The sequence below is a fragment of the Ursidibacter sp. B-7004-1 genome, from assembly GCF_053654055.1.
Map to the genome: position 1 here is coordinate 1 of NZ_JBSIUP010000011.1, position 19,472 is coordinate 19,472.

Consider the following 19,472-nt stretch of genomic DNA (forward strand, 5'->3'; position numbering starts at 1 on the left):
TCAGCAGAGCTAAAAAAACGCAGGAAATTTCCTGCGTTTTTGCTACTTGAGATACTTAGAATAACTTTCTTGATGTTTCAAATAGTTCTTCTTTAAATGGACGACGCATATTGGTAATTGCATCAATAATGTCGTGGTGAACGAGTTTTTCGTTTTGAATGCCTACACAACGCCCGCCGTAACCTTGAAGTAATAACTCAACAGCATATACGCCCATACGAGATGCTAAGATGCGGTCGAAAGCACAAGGGGCACCACCACGTTGAATATGTCCTAATACGGTTGCTCGAGTTTCGTGTCCAAAGCGTTCTTCAATTTCTCTTGCAAGTTCGTGAACATTTGTCATCATTTCTGTAATTGCAATAATGGCGTGGCGTTTTCCTTTTGCAAAACCTTGACCGATATTACGCATTAGTGATTCTTTATCTAAGCCTTTTTCTGGTACGATGATATATTCACAACCACCTGCTAAAGCGGCATTGATGGTTAAGTCACCACAGTGGCGTCCCATAATTTCAACAATTGAGATACGTTGGTGAGATGTTGATGTATCACGCAAGCGGTCAATTGCTTCTAGGGCTGTTTCTAATGCTGTTTGGAAACCAATTGTATAGTCTGTTCCTACAATATCATTATCAATTGTACCTGGTAAACCGATACAGGCAATGCCGTATTCTTCAGTGAGTAATTTTGCCCCCATATAAGAGCCGTCACCGCCGATCACGACTAATGCATCAATTTCATATTTTTTTAAGGTTTCTACTGCTTTTTTACGTACTTCAGGATCTCTAAATTGAGGGAAACGAGCTGAACCTAAAAATGTACCACCACGATTGATTACCTCAGATACAGAACGGCGTTCTAGTTTAATCACTTTATCGTGATATAGACCATAATAGCCATCTTGAATACCATATACTTCTAAGCCTTCGCTTAATGCAGCACGAACTACACCACGAATAGCGGCATTCATACCAGGTGCATCACCACCACTAGTTAAAACTGCAATTTTTTTAATCATAAAAATCACCTTATCAATAAAATAATTAAACTTATAAAATAAATCAAAACTGTTGCGAAGATTACCTTATTCCGCTTTTTCGTTCTAGCAGAAATTCATAAAATCTATGATTTTTTGATCTGATTAACCTTAATCTTGCAAAATAGCCAATGTAGTATCTAGGGCATTAAAAAATTGGTTAATATCATCGGGATCATTGTAGTGAGCTAGGGATATGCGTAAAGTCCCTGTTTGTGATAAATAGCGTAAATAAGGCTTGGCACAATGCTCACCACTGCGTAATGCTATTTTTTGCTCGGCTAGAATTGTTGCGAGATCTGCGTGATGCTGATTACTAAAAGTAAAACTAATCGTTGGGCTAATTGCATTGCCTAGAATTTGTATATTAGGGTAACTTTCTAACCGCTTACGCATCTGTTCTGCAAGCAGATATAAGCCTTGATTAAGTTGCTGAAAATCCCATTTTTCTAGCCACTCAAGAATTTTTCCAAAGCCGATAATGCCTGCAATATTTGGCGTTCCTGCTTCTAGGCAATAAGGCAATTCGGCTAAAGTGAGCTGTTGCTCTGTCACATTTTGGAGCATTTTGCCACCAAAAATAAGCGGTTGGATTTCGGCTAAACTTTGCAATTTTCCCATTAATACTCCAACTCCTGTTGGACCATACATTTTATGAGCGGAGAAAGCGTAAAAATCGGCATCTAATTTTTGCACATCAACCTGTTCAGAACAGACTGCTTGTGCTATATCAAGAATAACTTTGGCTTCTGTATATTGGCGAATAATTGGAATCAAATCTTCAACAGGCTGGCGAATACCCGTTACATTTGAAACTAAATTGAGTGCGACAATTTTAGTTCGTTTCGAAAGGGCATTTTGTAAAGCGGTTGGTTCTAATTGATAATTTTCATTTAGCGGTAGTACTACTAATTTGGCTTGTTTACGTTCTGCTAATTGTTGCCAAGGTACAAAATTGGCGTGATGTTCTGCAATGGTAATAATGATTTCATCATTGGTTTGAATTTGTTCAGAAAGTCCGTTAGCAATAATGTTAATAGCGTGAGTTGTGCCACTTGTCCAAATCACAGCATCTCGGGTAGCTACATTAAAACGTTTAGCGACTAAATCTCTAGCTTTTTCATAGGCTTGAGTTTGAGCCAAATCATATTGGCTACGGTGAACAGAGCCTGCTGATTGATAAAATTGACAAGTTTCATCAATCAGTATCTGTGGTTTTAAGGTTGTGGCAGCAGAGTCTAAATAAGTCCAGTTGTCTTTTTGTTTGAAATAAGGGAATTGTTGGCGAAATTGTGTATTTATCATCGTTGTTGTGCCTTACGATAAAGTCGATTACAAGGGATACCATCTTTATTGCCATCTCTCTCTTTCCAGCCGCATTGTTGGAAATGTTGTTGTACTTGAGCGTAGCTAAAACCACGCCTTTCCATCTCTTTACAACTTAATTGTTTACTACAATCAACTATCCCAAGCGGTGAGCTGCTCGGTCTATTTTGCAAATTTGGTGTGGTATCTGACCGCTTACTTGCTCGCCAATCTGCTGGGTTGATAGGGCTAGGATCTCGCCATAAACCAATTTTATTTGTTTGTGCCCGTTGTTGAGCTTGTTGGTAAATCGGCTGTGTTTGGCGATATGCCCACGCCATTCCCATTTCAACTAAGGTGAGGTTGATATTTCGTTTATCATCATAAACTACACCTAATAAGCGTTGATATTTATCATAACCTGAAATATGAATAGTTACATTCTTTTTAAAGGTTAAGTTAGCTAGTGCCTGTTTAGCCCTATTACCAAATGCTTGGGCGGATTCTGGCGCATCAATGTGCTGTAGGCGAATTTTAAGTGGTGTTCTCTCCAGTAAGCAGGCTAATGTGTCGCCATCACTAATTCCTACAACTTTACACTGAATTTGGCGTTCAGCAGAAAAAGCAATAGGCGTGAAAACGAGTAAACTAAATAGAACGAGGAAGTATTTTTTCATTCACTTATCGGGGATAAAAATTAGTAAGGTGGGCTTTAGCCCACCATTTCGTAACTTATGAATTGTAAATATGGTGGGATAAAACCCACCCTACAAATTTTATGTTATTTTAACGTTGTCAGTAGCTTGAGACAAAATATCGTGTCTTTATTAGTGATCTAAGAAAATTATCGCCACGCTTTAAACTGGTTAATTAAACCGTTAGTTGAGCTATCGTGGCTAGTAATTTCTTCACTGTTTTCTAGCTCTGGTAGAATGCGGTTAGCCAGTTGTTTGCCTAACTCTACACCCCATTGGTCAAAGCTATAAATATTGAAAATAACGCCTTGTACAAAGATTTTATGTTCATACATTGCAATCAATGCCCCTAAAGTAAATGGCGTGATTTTCTGAACTAAAATTGAGTTAGTAGGTTTATTTCCTGTGAATACCTTAAATGGCACGATTTCTGCAACTTCTTCTAGCGATTTACCCGCTTGTAAAAACTCTTGTTCCACCACTTCTTTTGACTTACCAAAAGCGAGAGCTTCTGTTTGAGCAAAGAAATTTGACAATAATTTTGTATGATGATCTGCTAATGGATTATGACTTTGAGCAGGGGCGATAAAATCACAAGGGATCAATTTAGTACCTTGATGAATAAGTTGATAAAACGCGTGTTGTCCATTAGTGCCAGGCTCACCCCAAATAATAGGGCCTGTTTGATGGGTTACTGCTTTACCATCTCGACCTACAAATTTACCGTTAGATTCCATATTGCCTTGTTGGAAATAAGCTGCAAAACGGTGCATATATTGGTCATAAGGTAAAATAGCTTCTGATTCTGCCCCTAAGAAATTGCTATTCCAAATACCAACTAATGCTAAAGTTGTCGGAATATTTTGCTCAATAGGGGTATTTAGAAAATGTTTATCCATTGCGTGAGCACCTGCTAATAGTTGCTCAAAATGTTCAAAACCGAGAGAAAGAGCAATTGATAATCCGATAGCAGACCAAAGTGAGTAACGTCCGCCTACCCAATCCCAAAATTCAAACATATTGGCTGTATCGATCCCAAAGTTAGCAACTTCTTTCGCATTCGTTGAAAGAGCAACAAAGTGTTTTGCAACGGCAGATTCATCTTTAGCTGATGCTAATAACCAATCACGAGCTGAGTGAGCATTCGTCATCGTTTCTTGAGTTGTAAAGGTCTTTGATGCAACTAAAATTAAGGTTGTTTCAGGATTCACTTTGAGTAAAGTTTCAGCAATATGAGTACCATCAACATTAGAGACAAAGTGCATATTAAGATGGCTTTTATAAGGGCGTAATGCTTCGGTAACCATATAAGGCCCTAAATCCGACCCGCCGATACCAATATTGATTACATCGGTAATCGCCTTACCTGTATAGCCTTTCCATTCACCTGAAATAACTCGCTCACAAAAATCTTTCATTTTAGCCAATACCGCATTGACTTCAGGCATTACATCTTTTCCATCGACTTCAACTGGGGTATTTGAACGATTACGAAGTGCGGTATGAAGTACTGCACGATTTTCCGTACGATTGATTTTTTCGCCATTAAACATTGCATAGGTTGCTGATTTTAATCCGCATTCATCAGCTAGTTGGCGTAACAATGAGAGAGTTTGTTGGTTAATGGCATTTTTAGAAAAATCTACCAAAATTTGATCTTCAAAACGCAGAGAATAATGTTTAAAACGCTCTGGATCTTCGGCAAAAAGCTGTGTAATTGTCAGATTCTCATTTTTATGTTGCTCTAACGCATTCCACGCAAAAGTTTGAGTTGGATTAATTTTTTGCATATTAATGTCCTTTAAGCTAAGTTTAAAATTAGTTCTGAGAGGTTGATTGTTGCTCGTTAAGTGCATCTAAGCGTTTTTCTAGTTCATTTAATTTTTCACGAGTGCGGAGTAGAACTTGGGATTGCACATCAAATTCTTCACGAGTTACAACATCTAATTTGGCAAGTTGGGCTTGTAAGATTTGTTTGAATTTTTCTTCTAGATCGTTACCTACATTTTTTAGCCCTTGTGGTAATACATTGTGTAATTGCTGAGCGATAGATTCTAAATTTTTTGGATTAAGCATATTGTGTATCTCTTGAATAAAATAGAGCGTAATTTTAAATAATTTTAGCGGATAACTAAAGCAGATAATCTGAAAATTATGCTATAAAGTGAGATAAATCAAGGATAAAGAGAATGGCTGGAGTACTAGGATTCGAACCTAGGAATGCTGGGATCAAAACCCAGTGCCTTACCGCTTGGCGATACTCCAAAATAAAAAAACTAACCTAAGTTAGTTATTATGAATAGTTAAAAATAAGATGGCTGGAGTACTAGGATTCGAACCTAGGAATGCTGGGATCAAAACCCAGTGCCTTACCGCTTGGCGATACTCCAGTCGTTTTATTTTGCAAGCCATAATGGTGCGGGACGAGGGACTTGAACCCACACACCTCTCGGCGCCAGAACCTAAATCTGGTGCGTCTACCAATTTCGCCAGTCCCGCAAATGGTGGCTACAGCGAGATTCGAACTTGCGACCCCAACATTATGAGTGTTGTGCTCTAACCAGCTGAGCTATGTAGCCATCTTGCGTTGCCATATCGGCTTTGCGGGGCGTATTATGCTGATTTAGTCCTTACTCGTCAAATACTTTTTTAGAAAAATTATTTTTTTCGGATTATTTGCATAGAGATTCGGCAATTTGATAAAAAAAACAACAAAAAGGTTATTTTATAATGGGTTAGCTAAATTACTCTTCATTTCTTGTTGTAATTTTTCCAAAACGGGCTCTACATTAGGTAATATACCTTCCCATAGTTGAAAAGCATAACTTGCTTGCCCCACTAACATTCCAAGACCATCTTGTACTGATTTCGCACCTTGAGATCGAGCATATTTTAGAAATGGCGTATTCATTTCTACAGCATATTGCATATCGTAAATATTTGCTTGTGTCATCAGGTGACGAGGTAATTCAACATATTTACCTTGTAAGCCTAATGATGTGGCGTTGATAATTAGATCAAAAGTTTGATCTGCAATCTCATCTAAATAAGCGGTTCGAATTTTCCCAAATTTTGCAAATTTTTCAGCCAAACTAACCGCTTTTTCAGGCGTACGGTTATAAAGCGTGATTTGCTGTTTAGCTTGTAAGAGTGGGTATAACACTCCCTTGGTTGCACCACCCGCACCTAAGATCAAAATATGTTGATTCGGTTTTAGCCAACCTAAACGTTTAAGGTCACTCACTAAGCCTAAGCCATCAGTATTATCGGCATATAGGCGGCCATCTTCTAAACGCTTTAGGGTATTACAAGCCTCTGCTTGCAAACAAGCTTCACTATGTACATCAGCAAGTGCAAAAGCTCTTTCTTTAAATGGTGCGGTAACATTCGCTCCCTTTGCCCCCTCTGCAAAAAACTGCTTTATCTCTATTTCAAAATTTTGTTCATCGCCTAGTTTTGCTGAATAGTGTAGTTTTTTTTGAGTTTGCTCTGCAAATAGTTGATGAATACGCGGAGATTTACTTTGGGCGATTGGATTACCCCATACTGCATATTGGTTCATAGTTAGCCTTGTCTAAAAATATGTTGCGTGAAAATATCTCGAATTTCGGACGGATTTGAATTACCTGCAGTTTGCCAATCTAACACAGGGAAATCATTACCAAATTGTAAACGAACTTCTTCCGCCGTTCTACAAGGCGGTAAAGTGGTTAAATTGGCACTTGTAGAGGTTAAGGCAAAACCAACGCTGTTACACAGTTCAACTACGGCAGGTACTTGGCATAAACGTAAGGCAATTGTGTCAAATGCTCCAGTTAAATAGCGTGGAACGGAAGATTTAGCTGGCATAATCCACGTAATCGCCTTTTCTGTTTTTTGCTCAAAGCGTTGCCATTCAATAGAAGACAATTTACTTTCATCAATATAAGGTAAGAAAAAATCTTTATGAGGGGCAACTAAAATCAGCCCTTTTTCTTCAGGACGTTGCTTTAATGCTAATAATTTTCTGACTGCAATTTCACTTTGTGGGTTACACCCTAATCCAAATACGGCTTCAGTTGGGTAAGCTATCACTTGCTCTTGTTTTAATTGCTCAATAATTGAATGGAATGAATACATTATGCTTTTTCTTGGTTACTCTCTTGTTCGTGTAAATGCTGGCAAGTTCGGTTAGCACATTGCCATATAAATTTGCCCCGTATTTTTTTCTGAATAGCTAAGGGATAATGACATTTTGGGCAAGCTATTTCTGTTGGTTTACTGGCTAATGTAAATTTACAATACGGATAATTGGAACAGCCGTAAAAATGCTTTCCTGAACGCCCAACACGTTCAACTAGCTGATGCGTTTTACATTCAGGGCATACAATATTGTCTTGGGTTTCTGCTTCATCGTGGACGGTAAAATGACATTCAGGATATTGGCTACAACCAATAAAAATCCCAAAATTCCCTTGCTTTAGCTGTAATAAAGCACCACATTCAGGGCAAATTTCGGTTAGTTCCTTAATGACGTGATTATGTTGTTGTAATGGTTTTAAATAATCACATTCAGGATAGGCACTACACCCTAAAAATAGCCCTTGTTTTCCCCGCTTAATTTGTAATGCAGAGTGGCATTGTGGGCAATATTCTGTTTGCTTAGTTGATTTAAAGAGGCTCATCAATCAATTCAAATTCAATAACAAAAAAATGATCTTCATTTGGGTAAATAGTACGAATTATATCCTTTAACTCATCTAATGACATATTTTCTTGCTTTGCGTGTAAATCATTAAGATCTTCAAAAGTAATTGGTGTTACTGATTTTACACAGATTTTTGCAAATAAACGGTCAGTTTCAAGAGTAAAAACGTTAAGCTGTTGATTTGGTAAGAAATATGATTCACTTTTATCCCGTATAGTAATTGTTTTTCTTCCTGCAACAATATCGGTTTCAAAACGGCTAAAGAATGTAATTTTATTCATCATAATCTAATTCCATTAAATGACTAAAATGGTCATTATTAAATCCACGACTTAACATATATCGCCAGATTTTCTGTTTTGCTTTGATATCCCAACTTATAGGACGTTTCTTATTAAAAAGTATTTCAGCTTGTTCAAACCAATCGACTTCGCAATTTTCAAGTTCTTGGCTAATTAGCCAATCTTTAATTCCTTTTTGTTTTAGCTCGAATTTTAGACGATTAGGCCCATAACCTTGTTGTGAACGATAACGAATAAAATGAGAACAAAAACGTTCATCGCTTTGCCAATTTTTTTCTTGCACTTGGCTGATTGCATCATCTATTTCTTCTGTTTCAAATTCTTTTAGTATAAGTTTTTGGCGAAGTTCTGCTTCGCTATAATCTCGTTTTGAAAGCAGATAAACGAGATATTGGATAGGCGTAGATTTTATTTTTGCCATAGTTTCAGATTTAATTCGCATAGCTAACAAAAATGCGGTTTAAATAAACCGCATTTTGAGTGTGATTTAAAGCTCTTCTTCAAATTGATCTTCTGAGTTATCATCACTCTCTGCTACTGGTGCAAGTGCTTTATCTGGGTTAGAAATGAGTAATTCACGAATGCTTTGTTCAATTTTCTCAGCTTGTTCAGTGTTTTCTTTTAGCCATTTGATCGCATTATTCTTACCTTGACCAATTTTTTCACCTTCATAAGAGAACCAAGCACCTGATTTCTTAATAAGATCGTGGGCAACTGCAAGATTGAGAATCTCCCCTACTTTTGAAATACCTTCACCATACATAATATCAAATTCAGCCACTCGGAATGGCGGAGCAACTTTATTCTTCACTACTTTTACTTTTGTTTCGCTGCCTAAAATTTCTTCTCCATCTTTTACAACACCTGAACGGCGAATGTCTAGGCGAACAGAAGCATAGAATTTTAACGCATTACCACCCGTTGTTGTTTCTGGGTTACCAAACATTACGCCAATTTTCATACGAATTTGGTTAATAAACACCACTAAGCAGTTAGTTGTTTTGATATTACCAGTTAATTTTCTTAATGCTTGAGACATCAAGCGAGCCTGTAAGCCCATATGAGAATCACCCATTTCACCTTCAATTTCTGCTTTAGGAGTTAAAGCCGCAACAGAGTCCACGATGATGACATCAACAGCACCAGAGCGTACTAAAGCATCGCAAATTTCAAGGGCTTGTTCACCATTATCTGGCTGCGAAATGAGTAGTTTATCTGTTTCTACACCTAATTTTCTTGCATAAACGGGATCGAGTGCGTGTTCGGCATCAATAAAAGCACAGGTTTTCCCTGTTTTTTGTGCTTGTGCAATTAAAGATAGCGTGAGCGTTGTTTTACCCGAAGATTCAGGCCCGAAAATTTCAACAATACGCCCCATAGGTAAACCACCAATCCCTAACGCAAGATCAAGTCCTATTGAGCCTGTTGAAACGGATTCAATATCAAGTTGTTGTGTATCACCTAATTTCATAATTGAGCCTTTACCAAATTGTTTCTCAATTTGAGCAAGGGCTGCAGCTAGTGCTTTTTCTTTACTTTCTGGTTCTGTGTGCTTTACGACTGCGGGTGTTGATTTTTTCTCTGCCATAGTTGGATTCCTTTATCATTCAAAATGGGTATAACGGCTATCTGCCAAAATTTGCGTGCATTATACTGTTTGAATATACAGTTTCAAGTCTTTTTTAGAAATTTTTCGATCTCGATCGTAAAACTACTTTAAGATGGTTGATGAATTGATGGTAATTGCCCTTTCTAAATCAAAGGGATTTAAGGCATTAACCATCATTATTTTTTCATAAGCCCAAATATCATCTGTGGTGATTTGGGTTAGCTTTACTTTGTCTATATCTAATAAATAACTTAATTGCGTTCCTTTTAATAAATAGTTATGAGAGCTATACCATTTATTCTTTTTTAAAAAGAGTAAATTACCAATAGTACAATCACTAACCAACCCATTATTGATAATAATGATTTCATCACCATTTTGCTGATTTTTGAGTAAATCTAACCGCTTGCGATCACTATATTTAAATTGATAGTCTAAATTTTGTGTATAAACCAGTTTAAATTGTGTGATTTTCTTTGGCGTATAAGGATAAAAATTTATCTCATAATTGTGTTGATTATAATCTATTCTGCAACGAAAAAAGCCTTGTCTAAACGCATTTGGAATAGATATATTCGATAAATTTAAATTACATTCAGATTGAAAATAATGCAAAAAAGCATTATTAACACGCTGCTGATGATAATATAAATGATGAAACTCGCCGTTTATAACAGCTAGTGTTTCAAAGAGTGGATATTGGCACATAAACTTTCTCTAAAATTTCATTATATTCTTCATCTAACTGACTTAATGCAGTAATCCCCCCACCACTGCGAAAAATAAGTTTATTTCCTTGCTGTTCGATATAACGAATAGCAACTGCACTATCTAAGTTCTCACCGTCAAAATAGCCAAATATGCCTGTATAGTATCCTCGTTCTTGTTGCTCTGCTTGTTGAATAATTTCAACAGTTTTTAGTTTTGGAGCACCACTAATTGAGCCTGCTGGTAATAAGGTGGCTAATATTGTTCCTACTCTATTTTGCCAGTTATGTTCTAATTCTCCGCAAATTTCAGAACTAGTTTGATATATTGATCCACGATGTGTTTCTACTTTATCTATATATCGATATTTTGTTACTTGGATATATTTAGCGACTAAAGCAAGATCATTTCTAATTAAATCAACAATGGTATTATGTTCAGTAAACTCTTTTTGTGAGTTTATTAATTTATCTTTAGCATTATTTTCGTTTGCATTGATAGTGCCTTTCATTGGATAAGAATAAATTTTATTTTGTTGAATACGAATAAAACACTCAGGGGAAAAACAGACAAATTGATCTTTTAAACGTAATTTATATTTTGCTTGGCTATTTAAATAGATTTCATCTAACTGATAATTTGTGTTTATTTCTGTCGGTACGGTTAAATTTAACAAATAACTATTACCCGCTTGAATTTCTTTCTGAACTAATTCAAAGGCGGATTGATATTGTTGAAAATCGATCGGCAAAGTAGCTAATTCAAAAGTTTTAGAAGTAGTTGGTAAAGTAGGCTTATTTACTATTTGTCCAAAATCGAACCAAATACCTTCAGACATTGCTTGATCAAGCGGGTAGATAAGCGGTTTTTTTTGCTCAAAATCGATCAAAAAGAAAAATGGTATTCTGTTTTTACCAAAATGATTAGCGGTTTGGATAAAGTGTTGCATCGTTCTTTCATTAAATTTTATGGTTGGTACATTATAGCAACTTTTTAAATAGGAGAGAGCTATACTATGAATAAATGGCGATCACCTCAAAGCAATCGCCATTTTATTTAATTCCACCAATAAATGTAACTAATTGATATATATAGTTTATTGTCCGTAATACGCTTTAGTTAAAATTTCTTCCATATCTTCAACCATTGCTAGACGTGGGTTAGCAGGGGTACATTGATCTTCAAAGGCGAGCAATGCAAGCTCTTTTCGAGCAGCTAAGAATGCTTGCTCTTCTACGCCTTGCTCACGCAACGACATTTTAATTCCACAGCGAACTGCAAGATCGTGTACCGCTTTAGCATAAGATTCTACCCCTTCAGCTGGCGTTGATGCAGGTAGTCCAAGCATTCTGGCAATATCTTGATATTTCTCATCTGCTTTGTAGTGGTTGTATTTCGGCCAAGTTGCCACTTTAGTTGGACGTGTACCGTTATAGCGGATAACGTGTGGCATTAAGATCGCGTTAGTTCTACCGTGAACAGTATGGAAACGTCCGCCTAATTTATGTGCCATTGAGTGATTGATACCTAAGAATGCGTTTGCAAATGCCATTCCTGCAATAGTAGATGCGTTATGCATACGCTCACGAGCTTCTGGATCAGCTTCTTTTACCGATTTTTCTAAGAATTGGAAGACTAATTTAATGGCTTGGAGGGCTAACCCGTCTGTATAGTCGTTAGCAACAGTCGAAACGTAGGCTTCCGTTGCGTGAGTAAGTACGTCTAAGCCTGTATCTGCGGCGATATGAGCAGGAACAGTCATCACTAAAGCGGGATCAACAATCGCAATCGTTGGTGTTAGCGAGTAATCAGCAATCGGGTATTTTTTATTTCCCTCAGTGATTACCGCAAATGGCGTTACTTCAGAGCCAGTGCCTGATGTGGTTGGAATTCCGACAAATTTTGCTTTACGCCCTAATTGTGGGAATTTGAAGGCACGTTTGCGGATATCCATAAATTTCTGTACAAGATCGCGGAAATCTACTTCAGGCTGTTCATAGAATAACCACATTACTTTCGCTGCGTCCATTGGCGAACCGCCACCTAATGCAATGATTGTGTCAGGTTGGAAACTACGCATTAGTTCAGTACCACGGCGAACGGTTTCAATGCTTGGATCGGGTTCAACATCAGCAAACAGTTGGTAGGTAACTTTATTTTTGCGTAAACGAAGTTGTTCGGCAATTTTTTCTACAAAGCCGAGATCGACCATTGATCTGTCTGTTACGATCATCACACGTTCAACATCTTTCATTGATTTTAAATATTGAATGGAATCACGTTCAAAGTAGATTTTTGAAGGGACTTTAAACCATTGCATATTATTTCTCCGTCTGCCGACACGTTTAATGTTTAATAAATTGACCGCACTGACGTTATTGCCAACGGAATTTTTACCATAAGAGCCACAGCCTAATGTTAAAGAAGGTAAGAATGAGTTATATACATCGCCTATTCCACCAAAGGTTGATGGCGAGTTCCAAATAACACGAATAGCTTTAACTCGTTCGCCAAAGGTTTTCGCTAATTGAGCATCTTTGGTGTGAATCGCCGCAGAGTGCCCTAAACCGTGGAAATTCACCATTTGCTCGGCGAGCGTAATGCCTTCTTCAGTAGAATGAGATGTGAGTAAGGCTAAAACAGGCGATAATTTTTCACGAGTAAGCGGTTCGCTTTCGCCAACTTCTTTACATTCAGCGAGTAAAATATTGGTATTTTTCGGAACGGAAAAGCCCGCTTGTTCTGCAATCCAAACCGCTGGTTTACCGACTACCGCCGCATTTAGTTTCGCACCAGAGCAACTTGTTTTATCGGCTTTATCAACTCCGAAAATAAATTTTTCAAGTAAGGCTTTTTCTTTTTTATTTACAAGATAAACGCCGTAGGATTGCATTTCTTTCACAAAATCATTGTAGATTTCTTTATCAACAATCGCTGCTTGTTCTGAAGCACAAATCATTCCGTTATCAAAAGATTTTGACATCACAATGTCATATACCGCTTGTTTCAAATCGGCTGTTTTTTCCACATAAGCAGGCACATTTCCTGCTCCAACGCCTAGAGCAGGTTTTCCGCAGGAGTAAGCAGCTTCAACCATTGCATTACCGCCAGTGGCAAGGATTGTTGCAATGCCTTTATGTTTCATTAGCAATGAAGTCCCTTCCATTGATGGTGTTTTTATCCATTGTACACAGTCTTTAGGTGCACCAGCAGCAACGGCAGCATCATAAACAATTTGTGCTGCGTGAGCAGAGCATTGTTGAGCTGAAGGGTGGAAGGCAAAGATGATTGGGTTACGAGTTTTGAGAGCGATAAGTGCTTTGAAGATGGTGGTGGAAGTTGGGTTAGTGGTTGGTGTGATACCGCAAACAACGCCTACGGGGTCGGCAATCTCAGTGATACCTGTTACATCGTCTTCACTGATTATCCCAACGGTTTTGAGATTCCGCATATTATTGACGACATATTCACAAGCAAATAGATTTTTTGTGGCTTTGTCTTCAAATACCCCTCGTCCAGTTTCTTCAACTGCGTGAAGGGCTAAAGCACCGTGTTTATCAAGTGCGGCGACAGATGCTTTTGCCACAATATAATCCACTTGTTCTTGATCAAGCTGACGGAATGCATCTAATGCTTTCAGACCACGCTCAACAAGCTCATTGACTTCAAGTTGTGCATCATAAGGTTGTGCAGATTTTGCATTACTAACCATAGTCATTTTCCTCTAAATAATAATTTTAACTGATGAAATTATTACTCATATGGAGTGTAATTACCGCAAAATTTACGCTAATTATGCTGGTTTTGTGATCTACATCAAGTTTTTGAGAATTATTATCAACAATGAAAAATATCATCAACAAATTATTAACAGGGAAGATCGTTGTAGTAAGCGGTGGGATACTTATTATTTTTTGCAAAAAAGCAGATACGACATTACTGAGCGTATCTGCTTTATTAAGATATGCAACTACCTGTTAATCAAGAGGAGTTATTTAACTTCTCCAACATTAACACGTACATCTGAGTGTTTATCACCTAAGTTGATTTCTTTACACTCTTCTCCCTCTGAGCAAACATTAATATTAACTTCTTTTTCTATTGATAAGGTATGAATGAGTGAAGCTCCTATATCTAAAGAACTATTCCGAATAATATTACTTTCTTCAGTGGCTCTTTTTGATTTTTCTTGTGCTTCATTTGCTTTTTCAAATGAGTGAGAAGCAACATCTGTGATAGCTGACGGACTTACCACACTGTTTGTTTCAACAACATTATTTTCAGGCACAACATTATTTTCAGGAGCTACATTTTCATTATCCGTAGTGTGCTCAACCGTATCATTTATAGCAGGGGCAGTTTCAGTAACAATTTCTTCTGCTGGAACTGGCTCTGGCACACCATTTAACGCATTGAGTTCACGAGTTAATTCTTCTTCGGTAAACTCTAATTTAGTTGTATCACCGACAATCGTTGCCTCATTCTGCTTTTGTGTTCTTGAGCGTTCGAAGTAAGAAAAATCAGCATTTTCAGTCTCAAACTTCAACTTTTCAGAACTGTGATAAGCTGGAGCACCATTTGGAGCGACAATTTTCAGCGTTAAGTTTTCAAGTTTAACTGCTGCTGGTGTAGCTGCCATACTTAAACCTACATTACCTAATTCAGGGTAAGGAGCAGTAATATCAAATGGCTTGTTTTCATATTTCTTCGGATCATAAGCAATACCTAGATTAAGAATTTTAATATCTAGATCGTCTTTACCATTTTCTCCTTTCCAAGTTGCAGCACCGTTAGTTCTAACCGTATATCCATCGTTAGATTTCACGAAAATAGAACTTTTATTTTTACCAGTCATATCGCCAATAGAGAAGAAACTCGCGATTCCAAATTCTTTATCTGGAGATACGCCTGCTTTCTCTGCTCCTTTTACGCTGATATGGGTATTATCAAGGACTGTGTTACCATTTAATCCTAATTTATGGATCTTACCGTGGAATGGATCGTGGGTTAAATCACGATCAAACTCAATATTGATATTACTATCTTTTAAGTTGATATTTTTTGCCATTAAGTGCAAGAAACCATCTTTAATATTAAGATTAGTATTAGTCATATTGATGTTTGTATCTAAATGTTGGCGGTTTTCTGCAACAACCCAACTATCATAAGTGTCTAAAAACTCACGAGGAATATAGGTATAGTCTAATTCTGTTGAATAACCCCAACGGCGACATCTTTCGCAATTGTGATTTTTTTCAGAACGTTGAACACGCTCCTCTAAATCTTTAATTGCATATTCCCAACCTGGAGCATTATTACCGTAAACTCGACTATTACCGCCGTGAATATAGAAATTAGCTCGCCCAGTGTGAGAAACGTTATTGAAGTTTACATTTCCCATACCACCTGCAATAACAAAATCGTCAATATTCTTTAATTGAACCTTATCTAGATTCACATTAAAGTAACTACGAGCCTCTGTTTCAACAAATTGATAGCTTTGATGATAATCTCGAGGATTACCAGACCGCCCAATACCAATAGCACCATTACCCAAATTTAACGTAGAATTTGTAATATTTACGTCTGGTTTAACTGTTTCAGGGAATTTTCTATCTTCATAATCCTGTAATTGAGTAATAATTCTCAATCTTCCTTTTTCAGCTTGAATATTGGCATTTTCAATATCAATACCATTGCTTGTTACGAGAGATAACAATGCATCACTATCTCTAAAAGAATTTACTTTCAAATTACCAGACCATTTAAAACCACCATAGTTGAGTTTGTTTGTTTGAGGATCATTAAATGGTTTAGAATTTAATATTACTTTACCACTATTGCCTAACATTGATGCTAATGCACTATTACTAATAAAGTTTTCAGTATTATCTAATTTTTTCTCATCATCTATTGTGATTTTGCCATTAAGATCCACGTTAAACGTATTACGTTGTTTTTCTAAATCAGGAGAATAAAAATTAGATGATACTGCTCTTTCAAATTCTCCTGAAAAATCTAATTTATTTATTTTAATATTAGTTTCTGCAGCTAGAATTTTAGAACCTTTATTTGAGGTTATTTTAACTTCTTTGCTACGGTGTGGGGACGTAAAAGCTAATTCTTTTTCAGCTTCAATATTACTTTTTTCACCTAATTTAATTGTCTCCGCACTTAATGTTATTTTACCATCGCCCCTGACATTTGCTGTGGTTGCGTGTAGAATCCCATTATTATTCACAACAGAGTCTAATGCTTTTTCTTGACCTTGTGACGTTAGTTCAATATAGCCATTTTCTGCAATAACTGCACCGTTATTCTCGACAATATTAGCTAATGTATTATTATCCAATTCAACATTAATAGATGTTGCTTTATCATTTGATAATGATAGAGTGAAACTGTCTCCTGAGGCTAAAATAACTTGAGATGGGGTTGAAACTGTTTCGGTAACATCTCTCGTTTCCCAAACCATATTATACCATCCTTGATCGCAGTAATAAGCGTAGCGTTCTCCCCCACTACACACACGTTTCCTTTCGGTTTTTGTTTGATAAAAATTCTTTCCTTTTAATTCCCCTTCATTTTTAACCTTATCACCAACCAAGGCAATAAACCCATTTTGCCCATTAGCGGTGATTTTACCTTGGTTTTTTACTTCCCCTTCTTCTGCTGTTTTACGAATAAAACGGAAGTTCTTTTGTTCAAGATTCTTTTGTGTGTTCTCTAGCTCTTTTGTTGTCGCCAACAATGCCCCTACATTCACTTCAGCGGTTTTAGAAAAGATTACGCCATTTGGGTTAGATAAAAATACTCGTCCATTCGCAGTTAGCTTACCTTGTATTTCACTCGCATTCCCACCTGTTACACGGTTGTGAGCAATAGATAATGACGTTGGTTGTTTAAATTCAACACTATTTTGAGCACCAATATTAAAGCTATTCCAATCAATACTAACTACATCGGAGCTTTGATTAATTGTCATTGCATTATCTACAGTTTCTATTCTTGCTTCACCATAAGTGATCTTTTCACCTGTAGGTAAAGCGTTTGCATAAGCAAATGCACCAGCAAAGGTTGTATAGATACCAATACTAATTAAGTTAAATTTACGCATATTTATATTTTCCTCCCAAATTAAAATGTTTTCGCAACAGATAACCACACTTGATGCTTATCATTACCTGCTAATTTTTTACCTAATGTTTTTGCCACTGTTGCACTAATTGCATAGTTATTGATTGCAGAAAGCGTTAAACCAATACCCGCACTTTGAATACTTACATCATTTTTTACATTAGGAGCGAGATGTTGGCTATTTTTATAATATTCACCCTTACCATAATCATAGAAGAGTGAGGTTGTTAAAATGCTTTCTTTAAATAAAGGCAAATAATGTTTTAATTCCGTTTGTAGAATATGCCCATTATCTACACTTGCTACACCAGATTTATATCCTCGTACAGCGTACAATCCACCAAGTAACATTTTCTGTGAGCTATCTAAATTGGTATCTGCAACTTGCCCACTAATGCCTAGCGATAATGCAAAAGATTTTGGCAAGGCTTGCTCGTGAGTAAGTTGATACTGGAATACAGTAAATGCAGTTGTTTTGGACTGATTTTGTGTAGAATCATTGGTGTGATCATTGACTTTGCCAAATACAGTGCCTAGAGAGAAATAGGTAATCCCATTTTTGGTAGAACGCCAAGAACCATTAGTTGAAATATTGATAAGATTAGATTTACGTTTTTGATATACATTGACTGCATTTTGCTCATCTTTCAATATTTGATGATTAAAGGCAATTTTTGTATTTAAACGAAATTCAGGTGTACGAATGGTTGGATGTAATAGATAAGCTCCAAGTGTGCTAGAATTTCCTTGTGCATTTAAGTCTTTAAAGTTACCACCCAGTTTATAGTCAAGGTAGTTAGCATTTACACCTAATTTTGTACCATATCCATTAATTAAGCCTGAGTAATCCAAACGAGCACTTTTTAAGTTCGTTTTATCAGAGATAAGAAAATCAAGTTTTAAATCATCACCAAAGCCAATTAAATTATTGAGTTGTGTACCAGCAGACAAGCGATATTGTCCAGTGTCTTTATTCCCTTGATTATCCAATAGTAAATAACCACTAAAACGTTTGCTATCTTCTACGGAAATTACCACATCACTTGAACCTTTAGCTTGGCCCGCTTTAATTGCAAGATTAGGTTTCACCCCTTGAATATCGTTAAGCAATAGTGCGACTTTTTCAAGATCGCTTTTATATAGATAAGCGTTATTTTTCAAATTAGCTTGGCTAATTTTATTCAAAATGGTTGTAGATAAACGACTATTGTTCTGAACAGAAATATTGTCGATTCTTCCTTTAATGATATTGATTAGTAAGGTTCCATTTTCAATATCTTGAGGTGGTAGAATTGCTCTCGCAACAAGGTAGTTATTTTGACGATAATATTCCGTTATCTTTTGTACTAACAGATTAAGCTCTGAAAGCGTAGTTGGCTTATTTACATAATTGTTCAGTAGATGAGAAAGATCTTCTGATACTAGATTCCCATCTAAGTCCGTTACTTTGATATGTTGCAGTGTGAATTCAGCTTCGTTAGCCTGTTTTCCTCCAGTTACCGCAACTTTATTATCAAATAACGAACCGCTAGGTTTTACTTTTTCCTGCTGACGTTGATTGAGTTCCTGATTAAGTAATCCAGCGTCAGTATTTGCATAGACACTTACCGCTAAACTATTTGCGAGTACCATCGCCAATAAAGAATGTTTAGTCTTTAAACACATCTTATTTCATCTCCTTTTAGTCGTGTTTATTATTAGAATGACCAAAATTCTAATAAAAAAAAAAATCATTATCAATAACGAGAAATGCAAAAATATTGTTAAGTTAATGTACTTATAACTTTTAGAAATAATTAATGAAGAAAAACTTTATTTAAACAATAAAAAAGGAGTAAATCTCTATTGGAGATTTCAGATTATTGACAAAGTCTTTTTTCATTCGGACGCCAGCGTGGCGTCCCTACAGGGAAAGTTATAACCAATTGAAAAATAACAGATTTTATTTTGTTATGTAGGGACGCCACGCTGGCGTCCGTTTATTGAATAC

At 36.6% G+C, this 19,472-nt stretch carries 16 protein-coding genes and 4 tRNA genes; all 20 read right to left on the minus strand.

Annotated elements, in window-relative coordinates; translation table 11 throughout:
- Positions 1-55: 55 nt before the first annotated feature.
- Positions 56-1,021, minus strand: coding sequence for a 6-phosphofructokinase (pfkA, locus tag ACWIW0_RS05110; protein WP_454447160.1), 966 nt, complete (start codon positions 1,019-1,021; stop codon positions 56-58).
- A gap of 129 nt (positions 1,022-1,150) precedes the next feature.
- A complete protein-coding gene (locus ACWIW0_RS05115; protein WP_454452468.1) occupies positions 1,151-2,344 on the minus strand; it encodes an aminotransferase class V-fold PLP-dependent enzyme in 1,194 nt (397 codons plus the stop codon).
- Complete coding sequence (locus ACWIW0_RS05120) at positions 2,341-3,021, minus strand: thermonuclease family protein (RefSeq protein ID WP_454452469.1); 681 nt, start codon at positions 3,019-3,021, stop codon at positions 2,341-2,343. The genes ACWIW0_RS05115 and ACWIW0_RS05120 overlap by 4 nt, the downstream gene beginning before the upstream one ends.
- 167 nt (positions 3,022-3,188) lie before the next feature.
- Complete coding sequence (pgi, locus tag ACWIW0_RS05125) at positions 3,189-4,829, minus strand: glucose-6-phosphate isomerase (RefSeq protein WP_454452470.1); 1,641 nt, start codon at positions 4,827-4,829, stop codon at positions 3,189-3,191.
- Positions 4,830-4,857: 28 nt separating this feature from the next.
- Positions 4,858-5,115 (minus strand): ubiquinone biosynthesis accessory factor UbiK, encoded by a 258-nt coding sequence (ubiK, locus tag ACWIW0_RS05130; RefSeq protein ID WP_157395062.1) that lies wholly within the window; start codon positions 5,113-5,115, stop codon positions 4,858-4,860.
- A 114-nt stretch (positions 5,116-5,229) separates the two neighbouring features.
- Positions 5,230-5,304 (minus strand) — tRNA-Gln (locus tag ACWIW0_RS05135).
- 50 nt (positions 5,305-5,354) lie between these two features.
- Positions 5,355-5,429 (minus strand) — tRNA-Gln (locus tag ACWIW0_RS05140).
- A gap of 24 nt (positions 5,430-5,453) precedes the next feature.
- Positions 5,454-5,538: transfer RNA gene (locus tag ACWIW0_RS05145), tRNA-Leu, on the minus strand.
- A gap of 3 nt (positions 5,539-5,541) precedes the next feature.
- A tRNA-Met gene (locus tag ACWIW0_RS05150) sits at positions 5,542-5,618 on the minus strand.
- Between the two features lie 146 nt (positions 5,619-5,764).
- Positions 5,765-6,601, minus strand: coding sequence for a shikimate dehydrogenase (gene aroE / locus ACWIW0_RS05155; RefSeq protein ID WP_454452471.1), 837 nt, complete (start codon positions 6,599-6,601; stop codon positions 5,765-5,767).
- Between the two features lie 2 nt (positions 6,602-6,603).
- On the minus strand, positions 6,604-7,158 hold the full coding sequence (locus ACWIW0_RS05160) for a Sua5/YciO/YrdC/YwlC family protein (RefSeq protein ID WP_454452472.1): 555 nt from the start codon (positions 7,156-7,158) through the stop codon (positions 6,604-6,606).
- Positions 7,158-7,703 carry a topoisomerase DNA-binding C4 zinc finger domain-containing protein gene (locus ACWIW0_RS05165; RefSeq protein WP_454452473.1) on the minus strand — a complete coding sequence of 182 codons (546 nt, stop codon included), beginning with the start codon at positions 7,701-7,703 and terminating at the stop codon, positions 7,158-7,160. Before ACWIW0_RS05165 ends, ACWIW0_RS05160 begins: the two co-directional genes overlap by 1 nt.
- Positions 7,690-8,007, minus strand: coding sequence for a N(4)-acetylcytidine aminohydrolase (yqfB, locus tag ACWIW0_RS05170; protein ID WP_454452531.1), 318 nt, complete (start codon positions 8,005-8,007; stop codon positions 7,690-7,692). Before yqfB ends, ACWIW0_RS05165 begins: the two co-directional genes overlap by 14 nt.
- Positions 8,000-8,470, minus strand: coding sequence for a recombination regulator RecX (gene recX / locus ACWIW0_RS05175; protein WP_454452474.1), 471 nt, complete (start codon positions 8,468-8,470; stop codon positions 8,000-8,002). The genes yqfB and recX overlap by 8 nt, the downstream gene beginning before the upstream one ends.
- 45 nt (positions 8,471-8,515) lie before the next feature.
- Complete coding sequence (recA, locus tag ACWIW0_RS05180) at positions 8,516-9,616, minus strand: recombinase RecA (protein ID WP_454452475.1); 1,101 nt, start codon at positions 9,614-9,616, stop codon at positions 8,516-8,518.
- A gap of 123 nt (positions 9,617-9,739) precedes the next feature.
- Entirely contained in the window at positions 9,740-10,345 is a 606-nt protein-coding gene (locus ACWIW0_RS05185; protein ID WP_454452476.1) for an aminotransferase class IV family protein, read from the minus strand.
- Positions 10,323-11,294: an aminodeoxychorismate synthase component I gene (locus tag ACWIW0_RS05190; RefSeq protein WP_454452477.1), complete on the minus strand. Its 972-nt coding sequence runs from the start codon at positions 11,292-11,294 to the stop codon at positions 10,323-10,325. The genes ACWIW0_RS05185 and ACWIW0_RS05190 overlap by 23 nt, the downstream gene beginning before the upstream one ends.
- A gap of 147 nt (positions 11,295-11,441) precedes the next feature.
- Positions 11,442-14,057: a bifunctional acetaldehyde-CoA/alcohol dehydrogenase gene (gene adhE / locus ACWIW0_RS05195; protein WP_454452478.1), complete on the minus strand. Its 2,616-nt coding sequence runs from the start codon at positions 14,055-14,057 to the stop codon at positions 11,442-11,444.
- A gap of 279 nt (positions 14,058-14,336) precedes the next feature.
- Entirely contained in the window at positions 14,337-17,462 is a 3,126-nt protein-coding gene (locus ACWIW0_RS05200; protein ID WP_454452479.1) for a two-partner secretion domain-containing protein, read from the minus strand.
- A 20-nt stretch (positions 17,463-17,482) separates the two neighbouring features.
- Positions 17,483-19,147, minus strand: coding sequence for a ShlB/FhaC/HecB family hemolysin secretion/activation protein (locus tag ACWIW0_RS05205; protein ID WP_454452480.1), 1,665 nt, complete (start codon positions 19,145-19,147; stop codon positions 17,483-17,485).
- Positions 19,148-19,472: the final 325 nt, after the last annotated feature.

What these genes read in the sequence shown, in the direction of transcription:
- pfkA (WP_454447160.1), bottom strand. Translation starts at nt 1,021, where the DNA reads ATGATTAAAAAAATTGCAGTTTTAACTAGTGGTGGTGATGCACCTGGT.
- ACWIW0_RS05115 (WP_454452468.1), bottom strand. Translation starts at nt 2,344, where the DNA reads ATGATAAATACACAATTTCGCCAACAATTCCCTTATTTCAAACAAAAA.
- ACWIW0_RS05120 (WP_454452469.1), bottom strand. Translation starts at nt 3,021, where the DNA reads ATGAAAAAATACTTCCTCGTTCTATTTAGTTTACTCGTTTTCACGCCT.
- pgi (WP_454452470.1), bottom strand. Translation starts at nt 4,829, where the DNA reads ATGCAAAAAATTAATCCAACTCAAACTTTTGCGTGGAATGCGTTAGAG.
- ubiK (WP_157395062.1), bottom strand. Translation starts at nt 5,115, where the DNA reads ATGCTTAATCCAAAAAATTTAGAATCTATCGCTCAGCAATTACACAAT.
- aroE (WP_454452471.1), bottom strand. Translation starts at nt 6,601, where the DNA reads ATGAACCAATATGCAGTATGGGGTAATCCAATCGCCCAAAGTAAATCT.
- ACWIW0_RS05160 (WP_454452472.1), bottom strand. Translation starts at nt 7,158, where the DNA reads ATGTATTCATTCCATTCAATTATTGAGCAATTAAAACAAGAGCAAGTG.
- ACWIW0_RS05165 (WP_454452473.1), bottom strand. Translation starts at nt 7,703, where the DNA reads ATGAGCCTCTTTAAATCAACTAAGCAAACAGAATATTGCCCACAATGC.
- yqfB (WP_454452531.1), bottom strand. Translation starts at nt 8,007, where the DNA reads ATGAATAAAATTACATTCTTTAGCCGTTTTGAAACCGATATTGTTGCA.
- recX (WP_454452474.1), bottom strand. Translation starts at nt 8,470, where the DNA reads ATGCGAATTAAATCTGAAACTATGGCAAAAATAAAATCTACGCCTATC.
- recA (WP_454452475.1), bottom strand. Translation starts at nt 9,616, where the DNA reads ATGGCAGAGAAAAAATCAACACCCGCAGTCGTAAAGCACACAGAACCA.
- ACWIW0_RS05185 (WP_454452476.1), bottom strand. Translation starts at nt 10,345, where the DNA reads ATGTGCCAATATCCACTCTTTGAAACACTAGCTGTTATAAACGGCGAG.
- ACWIW0_RS05190 (WP_454452477.1), bottom strand. Translation starts at nt 11,294, where the DNA reads ATGCAACACTTTATCCAAACCGCTAATCATTTTGGTAAAAACAGAATA.
- adhE (WP_454452478.1), bottom strand. Translation starts at nt 14,057, where the DNA reads ATGGTTAGTAATGCAAAATCTGCACAACCTTATGATGCACAACTTGAA.
- ACWIW0_RS05200 (WP_454452479.1), bottom strand. Translation starts at nt 17,462, where the DNA reads ATGCGTAAATTTAACTTAATTAGTATTGGTATCTATACAACCTTTGCT.
- ACWIW0_RS05205 (WP_454452480.1), bottom strand. Translation starts at nt 19,147, where the DNA reads ATGTGTTTAAAGACTAAACATTCTTTATTGGCGATGGTACTCGCAAAT.